This window comes from Ruegeria sp. CDSB029 (assembly GCF_059611125.1).
Genome location: NZ_JBXWOX010000007.1, coordinates 1 through 12,307 on the forward strand (window position 1 = coordinate 1; position 12,307 = coordinate 12,307).

Annotated in this window: 13 protein-coding genes and 1 tRNA gene; 5 read left to right on the forward strand and 9 right to left on the reverse strand. The window is 56.1% G+C overall.

Annotation, left to right across the window (positions count from 1 at the left end; translation table 11 throughout):
- The first annotated feature begins 269 nt into the window (after positions 1-269).
- A complete protein-coding gene (locus AC2FI8_RS10055) occupies positions 270-2,324 on the forward strand; it encodes an adenylate/guanylate cyclase domain-containing protein (RefSeq protein WP_496778838.1) in 2,055 nt (684 codons plus the stop codon).
- Between the two features lie 280 nt (positions 2,325-2,604).
- Here AC2FI8_RS10055 and AC2FI8_RS10060 read toward each other — a convergent pair whose 3' ends face one another.
- The 4 genes from AC2FI8_RS10060 to AC2FI8_RS10075 all read right to left on the reverse strand — a co-directional run bounded on the left by AC2FI8_RS10060 (position 2,605) and on the right by AC2FI8_RS10075 (position 5,171).
- On the reverse strand, positions 2,605-4,032 hold the full coding sequence (locus AC2FI8_RS10060) for a CAP domain-containing protein (protein WP_496778840.1): 1,428 nt from the start codon (positions 4,030-4,032) through the stop codon (positions 2,605-2,607).
- A 252-nt stretch (positions 4,033-4,284) separates the two neighbouring features.
- Positions 4,285-4,361 (reverse strand) — tRNA-Arg (locus tag AC2FI8_RS10065).
- 21 nt (positions 4,362-4,382) lie between these two features.
- A complete protein-coding gene (locus AC2FI8_RS10070) occupies positions 4,383-4,859 on the reverse strand; it encodes a GNAT family N-acetyltransferase (RefSeq protein WP_496778842.1) in 477 nt (158 codons plus the stop codon).
- Positions 4,860-5,171, reverse strand: a complete 312-nt coding sequence (locus AC2FI8_RS10075) for an ETC complex I subunit (protein WP_109312827.1) — start codon at positions 5,169-5,171, stop codon at positions 4,860-4,862.
- A gap of 154 nt (positions 5,172-5,325) precedes the next feature.
- On the opposite strand from AC2FI8_RS10075, the gene AC2FI8_RS10080 reads away from it, so the two are divergent.
- From AC2FI8_RS10080 to AC2FI8_RS10090, 3 genes are all read left to right on the forward strand, one after another.
- Positions 5,326-5,805 carry an SRPBCC family protein gene (locus AC2FI8_RS10080; RefSeq protein WP_496767374.1) on the forward strand — a complete coding sequence of 160 codons (480 nt, stop codon included), beginning with the start codon at positions 5,326-5,328 and terminating at the stop codon, positions 5,803-5,805.
- A gap of 80 nt (positions 5,806-5,885) precedes the next feature.
- Entirely contained in the window at positions 5,886-8,072 is a 2,187-nt protein-coding gene (gene uvrB / locus AC2FI8_RS10085; protein WP_496778844.1) for an excinuclease ABC subunit UvrB, read from the forward strand.
- A gap of 861 nt (positions 8,073-8,933) precedes the next feature.
- Positions 8,934-9,641: an ORF6N domain-containing protein gene (locus AC2FI8_RS10090; RefSeq protein ID WP_496778846.1), complete on the forward strand. Its 708-nt coding sequence runs from the start codon at positions 8,934-8,936 to the stop codon at positions 9,639-9,641.
- On the opposite strand, the gene AC2FI8_RS10095 is transcribed toward AC2FI8_RS10090, so the two are convergent.
- The 3 genes from AC2FI8_RS10095 to AC2FI8_RS10105 form a co-directional block, all read right to left on the reverse strand.
- Positions 9,638-9,991, reverse strand: coding sequence for an MmcQ/YjbR family DNA-binding protein (locus AC2FI8_RS10095; RefSeq protein ID WP_496725909.1), 354 nt, complete (start codon positions 9,989-9,991; stop codon positions 9,638-9,640). The two genes, AC2FI8_RS10090 and AC2FI8_RS10095, sit on opposite strands and share 4 nt — an antisense overlap.
- A gap of 50 nt (positions 9,992-10,041) precedes the next feature.
- Entirely contained in the window at positions 10,042-10,332 is a 291-nt protein-coding gene (locus tag AC2FI8_RS10100; protein WP_170414756.1) for an antibiotic biosynthesis monooxygenase family protein, read from the reverse strand.
- Positions 10,333-10,429: 97 nt separating this feature from the next.
- Positions 10,430-10,861 (reverse strand): excalibur calcium-binding domain-containing protein, encoded by a 432-nt coding sequence (locus tag AC2FI8_RS10105; RefSeq protein WP_496767385.1) that lies wholly within the window; start codon positions 10,859-10,861, stop codon positions 10,430-10,432.
- A gap of 114 nt (positions 10,862-10,975) precedes the next feature.
- Here AC2FI8_RS10105 and AC2FI8_RS10110 point away from each other — a divergent pair, with 114 nt between their 5' ends.
- Entirely contained in the window at positions 10,976-11,479 is a 504-nt protein-coding gene (locus AC2FI8_RS10110) for a HugZ family pyridoxamine 5'-phosphate oxidase (RefSeq protein ID WP_496778848.1), read from the forward strand.
- Here the strand turns inward: AC2FI8_RS10110 and AC2FI8_RS10115 are convergent.
- Both AC2FI8_RS10115 and AC2FI8_RS10120 read right to left on the reverse strand, forming a co-directional pair.
- The gene (locus AC2FI8_RS10115) at positions 11,464-11,871 is read right to left on the reverse strand and encodes a universal stress protein (RefSeq protein WP_496725906.1); all 408 of its coding nucleotides are present in this window, start codon (positions 11,869-11,871) and stop codon (positions 11,464-11,466) included. The two genes, AC2FI8_RS10110 and AC2FI8_RS10115, sit on opposite strands and share 16 nt — an antisense overlap.
- A gap of 65 nt (positions 11,872-11,936) precedes the next feature.
- Positions 11,937-12,263, reverse strand: coding sequence for an antibiotic biosynthesis monooxygenase family protein (locus AC2FI8_RS10120; protein ID WP_058278712.1), 327 nt, complete (start codon positions 12,261-12,263; stop codon positions 11,937-11,939).
- Positions 12,264-12,307 lie beyond the last annotated feature (44 nt).

Genomic DNA, 12,307 nt, shown 5'->3' on the forward strand with positions numbered 1-12,307 from the left:
CCTTAACGGCTTCGATGAACCAGAAATCCTCCGTTGCTCAAACCCCAAATCTGTCCGGTAGGCGCTGACGTCAGACACAACAGTGCGAATCGTCTGGCAAATTTACGAAGGTTAGATACGGCATTTAGTGTTAAGGCGCTCGCTTCAACAGAGTCCTTTGCTTCCGCCTAACAGTTGCGTGAGATTTCGGGTCTGGGTTTAAGAAAACTTTGCTCTCTTAGCTGTCTCAATTCAATACTGAAACAAGTAGCTTTTCGGCGGAGATTTAATTGCGATTTAGTGTAGGCATTGCGGTGTCAATTCTGGTGGCTGTGTCTATCGGAGTGTCGACGTTTATTGTCCATTCCCTGTGGTGGACGACCGCGCGCGACAATAGCCGCATGCTTGCGGCAGAAATCAACGGCCAGATCGCAAACACTGTCCGTATCGAGGTGGGTGTGACACTCAGGTCGGCCGAAGCCGCCTGGGCGGCCGTACGTACGATCTTTGTTCAGAACGTCATCACGACGCGACAGGCCGACAAGCGGGAGTTTGTTTTCCTGTCACAATTGCAGGCGCAGCCGAATATCTCATGGATGTTCTTCGGTTGGCCTGATGGAAATTTTTTTGCGTCACATCGCCTGGGTGACGGTGGGCTTGAGATGATTGAAATCGATGAGGGAATCCGCGACCGGATGCTGCGGAAAGACCGCTACATCTTCATTCCCGGTGACATACAGTTCGAAGAGCGGACCTTTACTGAAACATCTTATGATCCGCGCGAACACGCCTGGTTTAAAAACTTCATGGGCCTCAATTCCTCTGGGTGGATCGAAGCGCGCGACCTTCCGGATAGTGACAGAACCGTTTACGCCTTTGCCGGTCCGATAGACGTCAATAGAGCGCGACAAGGCGTTTTGGCAGTTGCGATCGAAACGGATCGTTTGTCACGGTTTCTTGCCACGCTTGCGCCCGGCGAATTTGGCGCGGCGTTTATCTTGAATGCCGATGGAAAGGTTATTGCGGTCCCCGATGCCGAAGCGGATGAGGTTACTCCGGCGCGCATGGGCGAGGGCAAGCTTTATGAAGTCGCAATGATCTCGGGCGAAAGGCTGTTGGCTGACCCACAAGCAAATGCCTCTGGTACATTGACGAAACGTGTCGTCATTGATGGCGTGCCTTATGCGGTGGCGCTGACGCCCCTGGGGTTTTACGGCTGGCGCGTTGCCACAGTCATACCTGAAGCGGCCTTTCTTTCGGGGATCGACGAGACGCTGATCAATCTGATTTACGTTTTGATCATTGTGGTAGTTGTCGCAACCGGATTAGCGATCTGGCTGATCCGCAAAGTCGTGGCAAATCCGTTGGCCCGCATCGCCGAAGACCTCGGTAAGATTGAGCGCTTTGACGTCGAACAAATTGAGCGCAGACCGTCCAAACTGTCTGAGCTTGCCAATCTTTCTGCGGCCACTGCTAGCATGGCAGCTGGTTTGTCGGCATTCCGAAAATACGTACCCACGGATCTCGTGCGCATGCTGCTTGCTGAAGGTATCAAGATACAGCCAGGCGGAGAGATGAAGCAGATCTCTGTTTTGTTCTGCGATGTCACGGGCTTCACTGGGCTGTCCGAGAAACTTGGCCCCAAGATTGCCCAACTGATGGAGCCCTTCTTCAGCGCGGCCTCGACGGCTATCGCTCACAATGGTGGGACGATCGACAAATTCATGGGTGATGCTGTGATGGCGTTTTGGGGGGCGCCGCGCAAGGATGTGAACCACGCTGAAAACGCTTGCCGCGCAGCATTGGACCTTGTCGCTGCAGTGGAGGTGTCCGGAATTCAAGATGATGCCGGCAATCCGTTACGTGTCAGGATTGGACTGAACAGTGGCGAGGCTTTGGTCGGAAATATCGGATCAGAGCAGCGGTTGAACTACACCGCGATTGGCGATGTTGTTAACGTTGCCAGCCGGTTGGAAGGAGCCAACAAAGATTATGGCACGCTGATCCTCATTGGACCGGAAACGAGACAAAGGGCAGCCGACACAATCGTGGTGCGCGAATTGGACACGCTAACCGTATTTGGGCGCGTTGAAGAGCTTGTGGTCTACGAACTGATAGCGATGGCAGATGGGCGTGGCAGGTCATTTGCTTGGATAGAGACTTATGAACAAGGCCTTGCGCACTACCGGGCAGGGCGGTTTGAAGAGGCTCTTGCCGCATTTGGAGTTGCAGACCGAAAACGAAATGGAGATCCCGCCTCAGTCGCAATGATGGCCCGTGCCCAAAGCCTGTTAGACAAGCCTCCACCGGAAGACTGGCGCGCAATTACAAGCACCAAAAAATAGTAGTAGTCAGATCCGATCAAATTAAGATGTTCAAGTCCTGGGCTTTTTTGCGGAAATGATACCACCTGATTGCGCGCATGAGCGGCAGTGATTTGGGCCGCGTTCGGGAAAGTCCGACAAGCCGCGTGTTTTATGAGCTCAGCACGCCGCGGACTGCACAGTTGCTGCGAATGTCCGGAATACGGGACACGACCGCAGCATAGTTAAACTTGGCCGAGTAACCGGTATGGGCCAAAAGTGAATTACAACACGTTAATCAGCGTGCACTCGGCAATTAGACTTAAACCACCGAAAGCGCGTCATCCTCAAGCCTGGTTACGTCGACCACGACATCCTCGAAATCGGAGTCGCCCCCTCCCGTCAAGTCCTCGAAACCGATGGTCATTGACTGGCCACCCGACACGACACCCGAAAGCGCGTGTTGCTGATCGTCACTGTTCAAGGCCGCCTTTTCGGCATGAAACGTGGTCACGCCAGCAGAGTTTCCGTTCACCGTCAAAACAAAATCAAATTCGTCGTCCATGTCTGCCATGCCACCGTTGCTGGCAACAAAATTCAAGTCATCGCTGTCTGAAAGTGAATTAGCCCAACCTGCACCATCCTGAACGATGAAGAACCCTAGACGGTTTCCGTCCGCCAAATTACTTAGCTCTACCGCGCCATTCGCTTCATTGGCGTTTTCAAACAGCAGGCGCACATTAGCGATTTCGCCGTTACTTAGAATATCATAAACGCCCAGGACATTGTTGAAGTCAGCTGTTCCGAGGTCGACCATCTGTATCCGAAAATCCGTCGCGCCATCGCCTTCGAGAAAGGATTTGTTCACGATGCCGTCGATCACGCTGCTGTCGACGCGGACCCCGGGCGCAAGGTCAGGCAGAAATTTAGCATAGCTGACCACGGTGTTTCCATCCTTGGTGATGGCAAAAAAGTCGCCGCCCGACTGCCCGCCGTCCAACGAAATCGTCAGATCCGTCCTACCGTCACCATCAACATCTAATTCAACGTTCGAATTATCGGTCAAGCGAATGTTGGGCCGACTAAGCTCAACCCCTTCGATGACGAGGGACTTGCCCACTCCAAACCCGCTGATAACACTTTGATCCAGTTCTTCCGGCGTCACTCTAAGGGTATCCCCGTCGCCAAATGACAGATTCTCTTGCGAAGATGTCGAAACCGGATCTGCCGGTTCGCCCGGATCGGGAACGACCGGTATCGGATCGGAACCGCCGGCATCCGATCCTGCGCCAGTGTCCAACTGGACACTCGCCGTGGTGCGGGCAAAATTCTGGGTCACAACGACGGCAGGAATGCCACCAAATGAACCAATCTCAATCCCGATGCCGATGTATGCCAAGTTCGGATTCAGGATGTTTGCGCGGTGATTGGGGCTGTTCAAAAGCGCGTTGTGCAAATCGACGACATCGTCTGAAAACCCCGGCTCTCCGCCCTGACTTTGCCAGGCTATGTTCTCGGCAGTCGCCCAAGATCCGGACAAAACAAAACCCGCATCGCGCATACGCTGGGTGGCCGAGCTACCACCCTCACCCGTGTGCGAGAAGTTACCGGATTCCAGCATCCACTGGCTATGCTCTTCGGCCGAAGCGTTCAAGCGGAGTTCCAGTTGCACAGAATCAAGGCCACGCGATGCACGTTCTGCATTGATCAAATTAAGCATTTCACGCTCAAGCGTGCTGGCTTGCGACATCGTCCATCCCCTGATTCAGCGCAATCGTCGAAGCAAACTCGTTCAGATTTCCACAAACTGCAGTCGAAAAAACGCGCGCAAGCCTTAAACGGCAGAGTTTCGCTCGACGGGGTAGTGCGAACGGCGATATTTTGCGGATCGCGCGTCCGTTGGATGCAGAAGGTTCCCACGTTTACATTGATAGCTGCCCACGAAAGGCGGCTTAGATCAGGCGATCGATGCGGCGATGGTGCCGGGAATGGGGATAATGGTTGGCGATCCCGGAAGGACTCGAACCCTCAACCTGCTGATTAGAAGTCAGCTGCTCTATCCAGTTGAGCTACGGGACCGCTGGGCCCTTCTTGCTGTTTTTACTTCCGGGGTTCAAGAGCCAAGCGCATAAAGGCGCTGTTTGGGTCGCTTTCATATCCAAAAATCGGACCGCAATAGGAATACCCAAGCCGTTCATACAGCTTACGGGCGGCCGCGTATTCCGGCAGATGTTCCGCACCTGTTTCCAGAACCAAAGCCACCATCCCTTGGATACGGGCCTCATCTGTCAGGTGGTTCATCATCCGACGCGCCAGACCGCGTCCACGCGCCTGCAAAGCGATGTGAACAGATTTCACCTCGGCCGTTCCGTCAGGTAACGCCTTTAACGCTCCGCAGCCGACGGGCTGTCCGTCGTCAAACATGGCCCAGAACCTGATGCCCTCGGTAGCCAGAGCCTGTGCATCCATGGTATGGTTGCTTTCCGCAGGTCCGGCAGTTTCGCCATGGGCGAAATGCGCCTCGATCAATGGGCGCAGCGCGTCCGAGGTCGGGTCGGCCTCATGGATTTCGATCATTCAGTGGGTCCAAGGCGCGCGCCGATCGGTGGCGAAATTCTCACCATAGCCGCGCGAACGCAGGTTGGGTTTGCGTTTGTGCGGTTCGCTAACCTGGACTTCGATGCCATTGTCTTTGGCATAATCCAGGGCCTCTTCTTTGGTGTCGAACTTCAGGCGCACTTGAGTTTGCGTATCGTCGGAAGATGTCCAGCCCATCAGCGGATCAACCTCACGCGACGACGCGGGCGCGTATTCCAGAACCCACTTGCGGGTCTTGGCCATTCCCGAAGTCATTGCGTTCCTGGCAGGCTTGTAAATCCGTGCGCGCATGTCGCCTCTCCGTCCTCAATTGGCTGAGATTGTTTATGCGTCAGAGCGTGCGCTGGGACAAGAACGGAATTGTCGCGGCCGCGCACGTTCTGATGTCAAAAACTGTCATCAGCGCCCTGTATTGATCGCGCAACCCCACAAAGAGGACAGCAACATGATCCACTACGAAAAAAGCCTGGAAATCGACGCCCGGCCCGAATCCGTTTGGGCCATTCTAAGCCGTTTCATGCATATCGACGAATTCGCGCCACAAGTCGCCTCGGTGGATGCGCTGACGACTGGGCAAAACGGCGTCGGGTCGAAACGGCGTTGCCACTTTGAAAACGGCACCTCGCTGGTCGAGGAAGTGACCGATTGGCAAGTCAACAAAGGCTATCGCGTACGCTTGTCAGAGATGCCGGCGATGCCTTTGACCCAAGCACATGCGGCCATCACCATCGAACCCCTCGCGAATGGCCATTCGCGAGTCGTCTGGAGCATGGATTACCAGATGAAATATGGCCTGCTGGGCTGGCTGATGGGTCAAACGCTGATGAAGGCGATGATGGGCCGGGTTCTGGAGAGCAATCTGAAAGCGCTGGCCGACAAGGTGCAATCGGTTCAAATCCCCGATGCACAGTATGCCTATTACTGAAACTGAGTTTCTGAACCGGATCAGGCCTTGCAGTTGGACAAAATAAGAACAAATGTAAGGGCCTGACCCGGAGCCTGCCTATGCCCTATGCCCATTCCGACAAGACACAGCTGACCGCTGATGACGTTCGCGCGCGCCTGAAACTCGAAGGCGGCAAGCAGTTCGTCATGCATACCGAGTTCGCGCCTGCTGGTGATCAGCCAACTGCGATCAAGGAACTGACCAGCGGTATCTTTGACGGCGAAAGAGAACAGGTTCTGCTGGGCGCGACGGGGACCGGTAAGACGTTCACTATGGCCAAAGTGATCGAAGAAACCCAACGCCCTGCGATCATCCTTGCGCCCAACAAGACGCTGGCGGCCCAGCTATATGGCGAATTCAAAAGCTTCTTCCCGGAAAACTCGGTCGAATACTTCGTCTCTTACTACGACTATTACCAGCCCGAGGCCTATGTCGCGCGGTCGGATACCTATATCGAGAAAGAATCCCAGATCAACGAACAGATCGACCGGATGCGCCACTCGGCCACCCGCGCGCTGCTGGAACGCGATGACGTGATCATCGTGGCCTCGGTCTCGTGCATCTACGGTATCGGCTCGGTCGAAACTTACGGGGCGATGACGCAGGACCTGAAGGTCGGCAACGAATACGACCAGCGCCAGATCATGGCCGATTTGGTGGCTCAGCAATACCGCCGTAACGATCAGGCGTTTCAGCGCGGCTCGTTCCGCGTGCGCGGCGATTCATTGGAAATCTGGCCTGCCCACCTTGAGGATCGCGCCTGGAAGTTCTCGTTCTTCGGCGAGGAGCTGGAAACCATTACGGAATTCGACCCGCTGACCGGCGAACGTGCTGCGTCGATGGAGCAGGTGCGCGTCTATGCGAACTCGCACTACGTGACGCCGAAACCGACGATGAACCAGGCGATCATTGGGATCAAAAAGGAACTGCGCATCCGGCTGGATCAGCTGGTGGGCGAGGGCAAGCTGCTGGAGGCCCAACGTCTGGAACAGCGCACCAACTTCGATCTGGAAATGCTTGAGGCCACTGGCGTCTGCAACGGGATCGAAAACTACTCGCGCTATCTGACCGGCCGCGCACCGGGTGAGCCGCCCCCGACGCTGTTCGAATTCATCCCCGACAATGCCATCGTCTTCGCCGACGAATCCCACGTCTCCGTGCCGCAGATCGGCGGCATGTATCGGGGCGACTATCGGCGCAAGTTCACGCTGGCCGAACACGGCTTCCGCCTACCGTCCTGCATGGACAACCGCCCCCTCAAGTTCGAGGAATGGGACGCCATGCGCCCGCAATCTGTCTTCGTTTCCGCCACGCCTGCGAAGTGGGAGATCGAACAGACCGGCGGTGTCTTCACCGAACAGGTGATCCGCCCAACAGGCCTGTTGGACCCCGAGGTCGAAATCCGCCCTGTCGGCATGCAGGTCGACGACCTACTGGACGAGGTGCGCAAGGTCGCCGCCGATGGCTATCGCACGCTGGTCACCACCCTGACCAAACGCATGGCCGAGGATCTGACCGAATACATGCACGAACAGGGCATCAAGGTCCGCTACATGCACTCGGATATCGACACGCTGGAACGTATCGAAATCCTGCGCGACCTGCGTCTGGGGGCGTTCGACGTGCTGATCGGCATCAACCTGCTGCGCGAGGGGCTCGATATCCCCGAATGCGGGCTGGTCGCCATTCTGGACGCGGACAAGGAAGGCTTCCTGCGATCCGAAACCTCACTGGTTCAAACCATCGGTCGCGCCGCGCGGAACGCCGATGGCCGTGTGATCATGTATGCCGACAAGGTCACCGGCAGTATGGAGCGCGCCCTGAACGAAACCAACCGCCGCCGCGCAAGACAGATCGCCTATAACGAGGAAAACGGCATCACGCCTGCGACGGTGAAGAAAAATGTCGAGGACGTTCTGGCCGGTCTCTATCAGGGCGACGTCGACATGAACCGCGTCACCGCCACCATCGACAAACCGATGCACGGCGCGAATCTCGAGGCCCATCTGGACGGGTTGCGCGACCAGATGCGCAAAGCCGCCGAGAACCTTGAATTCGAAGAGGCTGCCAACATCCGGGATGAAATCAAACGTCTGGAAGCGGTCGACCTCGCCGTCGCCGACGACCCCATGGCGCGCCAATGGGCGGTCGAGAAAGCCTCGGAGGACGCGGTGAAATCGCGCGGACGGTCAACGGCTGGCAGGCCGGGGCAGCGGGGTGGGAATGTGAAGCGGCGGAAGCAGTAGCCCTAAAGCGAACAAATTGTGAGCTGTTTAATCGAAACATTTAACTAAAAGTTGTTCGATCTCATGGGTGCTATAGTCGCCATCTGCCTGTTTTTTCTTCTCGCGCTCAGCATAGGCATAACAACAATTTGGGTATGGCTCAGTGTTTTTACCGGGAAGCGAGAACCGACAATCGTTCGATCCATTTTTTTGCTGGCATCTGCGTTTTCAATTACTGCAATACTGTGCTTTGGCAACCCGATAGGCGATCCATTTTCGCACCTACTGACACTGTTTTTGTGGCCCTTCGTCTGGTTTTATGCGCTTCCAGATCTCGTTGCCGCAAACCTTAACTACTTTTTGGTGGGCGCCCTAGTAGTCTTGATGGCAACACTGGTTCTCGTATTCATGACCGCAAGGATTACACGAGTTTTGGTCACTTTTGCAGGTTCTATCTTGGCCGTTTTTGTACCCGCCTCAATTGAGAACTCAATTGTGAAAGAGCGAATGGCGTCACAAGCAAAAGAAGCCGACTTACTAGTCATCGAGCAATACTCTTTTTTTCGATCCGCCAGAGAAGGTTATTCGGACAACAGAAATCCCCATGGTTACGCATGTGATTCTAGCGACTGGCCCTATCTTTGGAGCTATAGGCAGCGGGACTGGGTTTCGTTGCCGCCTGACTCTCGGTTTGGTCGGGGCAATCCTGAATTGGCCAGGTTCTACTGCAAGCAAAGCCGACGCAATTTAGTGGATAGTTCTTAAGGCAACCGTGGACCGAGCTTCCGATACATCCATCGCGCTCCCCCACGCTTCAAACTTGCAGCCCAGCGCGCATTCCTCCACGTTTGAAATCACAAATTGTGATTCCAATCGGTTGCCATGACGAAACCCAAAAATCTGCCCAGCACGCAAGAGGTCCAAAGCGCCATTCACCGGGTGCGCGGCACCCGCGTGGTGCTGGCCGAGGATCTGGCGCAGTTCTACGAAAAATCCGTCAGCGCCTTCAATCAGGCCGTCTCGCGCAACAAGGACCTGTTCGAGGGCTACCGCTTTCGGCTGACCGATGCCGAGGTCGCCGATTTGCAATCACAGAATGTGATCTCAAAACCCAAAGGACGTGGTGGGCGGCGGGTCAATCCGTGGGTCTATACGGATTACGGCGTGGCCATCGCCTCGGCCCTGTTCAAGGACCCGCGCGCCATCAAGATCACGCGGATGATTACCGAGGCCTTTGTCGACGGCGCAAACGCTCTGGCCGAGACCCCGCGCAGCGTGCCGGAAATCCTACCGCCCGCGGACGCCCCCGCCCCGCTGCTGCCCAATGGCGATCAACTGCGTGATCTGGCCGAAAACATCCTCGATTCCGGGCAACAGAGCCTCGTCGACTATATCGCCAACCCCACTACCAAGCGGCAACAGGCGGTGGCGATGATCATGAAAACTCTGGCCGAGACCGCAGGCGAAGAGGTGCGCACCCAGCAGGAACGCCTGCGCCTGCGCATTGCCGAGCGTCTGGCTACCGGTGACTACACGGATGACGGCGACCGAAAACAACTGCTGGAATTGCTGCAGGCGATGAAGGGCTAAACACCCAATTCCGCCCGCAATTTCTTGGTCAGCTTGGCCACGACCAGATCATAGGACGTCACGATATGCTCGCGCAGCGACGCATCGCTCATGCCGCGTTCGTCATAGACCTGTAGCCATTTCATACCCCGCGACGCCAGATAGGGCGCTGGGCGGATGCCGGGTTCGCCCCCCAGCACTTCAAAGGCCAGATCGGTTGCCTTGAAGGTGAAGGCATCCTTGCCGTCATTCCAGCCACAGAGCGCAAAGACCTTGCCACCCACTTTCCATACATCCGCATTGCCCCATTGCACTACATGGGTGGTGGCCTTGAGGTTGGCACAAAAGCTGTTGAATTCATCGCGGGTCATCAGCCCAATTTTGGCGATTGCGTGTGTTTTGGCAAGCGCTGGGCGAGGTATTATCCCTTGTCCCAGTGGACCACGACGTCATACCCTGCAGGCGACGGCGGACCTTCGAGAAACTCGGCAAAATGTCCCCAAAGTTTGGCCACTTTGGACGCGTTCGCGTTTGATGTTTCCTCGCTTTGGACAACTGCGACGACAAATCCGGTACCGTCTTCATTCATGACATTGGTAAAGCTGTGCATGCCTTCCATGCCCATAATCTGATCTTTCAATTCATTCATTTTGGCCTCGGCAGCATCCCGCATGCCAGGCTTCATTTTGAACTGCGTAATACGTGCAAACATGACTTTCCTCCCTTTCAGGGCGAAATCCCCCACTGACGGCCGAAGCGGCGCGTCACGCGCACTATAGCATAGATTCGAATGTTTCGGATCGAGGTGATCAGGGCCGGACGAACTTGGCCGAACCCACCTGCCGTTGAGGCGCCGTCGCAGCCGGTTGAGGGTCCGCAGCCGGTTGGGGGATTGCGAACTGAGGAGCCGTCGCCCCGCAGGCCACACCATCTCCATCCGTATCGTTGCGCGTGTGGTATCCCGGCTCACCGTCCCAGTACGGCCCCGGCACCAAGGCTTCGGCGGCCTGGCAGCCAGCCAAGGCCACCAGATGCAACAGGGCATCGGGGCCTTCGAATTCTGATGTCCGCAAAAAAACACCCACCGCGATCGCCGCAGTGGTCGCGGGCAACATAAGGATCATGATAATAATACGAAAAGGCGACAGCGCCCGTCTGCGCTGCGCATCCGCGCGCCGATGTCGCGCTGCGGCTCTTGAGTTTTTCTTATTCGAGCCTTGCTCGGAATCATTGAGCGCCATACCGGACACCTAACCCGGATTTGTGGCAAAACCGAGACCCGAATGTCCCTCTCGCGTATAGGTCGCTATGCGGATAATGTTGCATCCGGATGTACCCCCAAGGCTAAAATACCGATGACCAAAACCGACCCGTATCGCCCGGTTGATGAAACAGCCTGCCAAATGGCCCGCGACCTGATCGAAAACGCGACGTTCGGCGCGCTGGCCGTGTTGCACCCTGATACGGCGTTACCTTCTGTGTCGCGCGTAGCCCTTGCAACGGATGATCGAGCGCGGCCGGTCACGTTGATCTCAACCCTGGCCGACCATACCCGGGCACTGACCACCAATCCGGCCTGTGCGCTGTTGATTGGTGAGCCCGGTGATACAGGCGATCCGTTGACGCACCCAAGGCTGACGCTGCATGCCAACGCGCAGCTCGTCGCCAGAAAGACAGAGAAACACGCCGCGCTGCGCGCCCGGTATCTGAGCCGGAGGCCCAAAGCCAAGCTTTATGCGGACTTCACCGATTTCGGGTTTGTCACGTTCACCATTTCCGATGCCGTTTTGAACGGCGGCTTTGGCAAGGCATGGCGCCTTGCCCCAACCGATATCTGGACCGATCAGCGCACCACATGAACGGCGCAGGCCGCATGGCGCACCACATGGTTGGTCGTAGAACCCAGCAACAAATCCTGCATCCCGGGACGGTGAGACGCCATGATGATCAGGTCGGGCTTATGTTCGACCGCCCAATCAAGAATTGTCCGGCCCGAATGACCCTCGACCAGAACACCATTGGCGTTGGGCAGTTTTTCGGCAAGCGCGTCCAGTTCCATCTGCAGCGCCTTGCGTGCCTCGGCCAGATACTCTGGCGGCATGTAGGAAATGGCGTAACTCGGGATGTGTTCGACCACGTGCAGCAACGTGACCTGCGCATCCGATGTCGCCAGTATTTCGGCCAGCTTCAACGGCCCCGAGATATCTCTTTCGGCATCAAAGGAAATGGGGACAAGAATATTGTGATACATGACGCGCACCTCCGTTTTCACGCCTGAATCCTGCACCATCTCAGGCTGTTAGGCATTGATTCAGATCAGGCTCCACCAAAAGTCCCGGCCACCTCATACATCACCGGCTCAAAACTTTTGCACAGCTCGTTAATCTGCCGATTGCGGTTTCGCATTTCCGTGGTGCGCAGCATGGCCAGAAAATCCTCGCGGCGTTCCCATTGCGAATAGTTCGCGATCCGCGTCTGCGCGTCATTCACGTGCAGTCCCGCAGCGACAAATCCGGGCTGTTTCGAGATGAATTCCGCATAAGCGTCCGTCAGAGCTTCCAGCAAGTCCTGGCAGGTGCCGGGCGTCATCTCAAAGGTCGTGATAACTGTCTGGACGCTGGCGTCTTTGGCAATCTTCGGCATCTGGATTCTCCTCTATCTGTTTCAAACTTAACATAGGTTTTGAA

Bases quoted from the DNA above. Each gene is read 5' to 3' on its own strand.
- AC2FI8_RS10100 (WP_170414756.1), bottom strand. From the start codon at position 10,332: ATGTTTGCACGTATTACGCAGTTCAAAATGAAGCCTGGCATGCGGGAT.
- AC2FI8_RS10110 (WP_496778848.1), top strand. From the start codon at position 10,976: ATGACCAAAACCGACCCGTATCGCCCGGTTGATGAAACAGCCTGCCAA.
- AC2FI8_RS10060 (WP_496778840.1), bottom strand. From the start codon at position 4,032: ATGTCGCAAGCCAGCACGCTTGAGCGTGAAATGCTTAATTTGATCAAT.
- uvrB (WP_496778844.1), top strand. From the start codon at position 5,886: ATGCCCTATGCCCATTCCGACAAGACACAGCTGACCGCTGATGACGTT.
- AC2FI8_RS10075 (WP_109312827.1), bottom strand. From the start codon at position 5,171: ATGCGCGCACGGATTTACAAGCCTGCCAGGAACGCAATGACTTCGGGA.
- AC2FI8_RS10120 (WP_058278712.1), bottom strand. From the start codon at position 12,263: ATGCCGAAGATTGCCAAAGACGCCAGCGTCCAGACAGTTATCACGACC.
- AC2FI8_RS10070 (WP_496778842.1), bottom strand. From the start codon at position 4,859: ATGATCGAAATCCATGAGGCCGACCCGACCTCGGACGCGCTGCGCCCA.
- AC2FI8_RS10080 (WP_496767374.1), top strand. From the start codon at position 5,326: ATGATCCACTACGAAAAAAGCCTGGAAATCGACGCCCGGCCCGAATCC.
- AC2FI8_RS10105 (WP_496767385.1), bottom strand. From the start codon at position 10,861: ATGGCGCTCAATGATTCCGAGCAAGGCTCGAATAAGAAAAACTCAAGA.
- AC2FI8_RS10095 (WP_496725909.1), bottom strand. From the start codon at position 9,991: ATGACCCGCGATGAATTCAACAGCTTTTGTGCCAACCTCAAGGCCACC.
- AC2FI8_RS10090 (WP_496778846.1), top strand. From the start codon at position 8,934: ATGACGAAACCCAAAAATCTGCCCAGCACGCAAGAGGTCCAAAGCGCC.
- AC2FI8_RS10115 (WP_496725906.1), bottom strand. From the start codon at position 11,871: ATGTATCACAATATTCTTGTCCCCATTTCCTTTGATGCCGAAAGAGAT.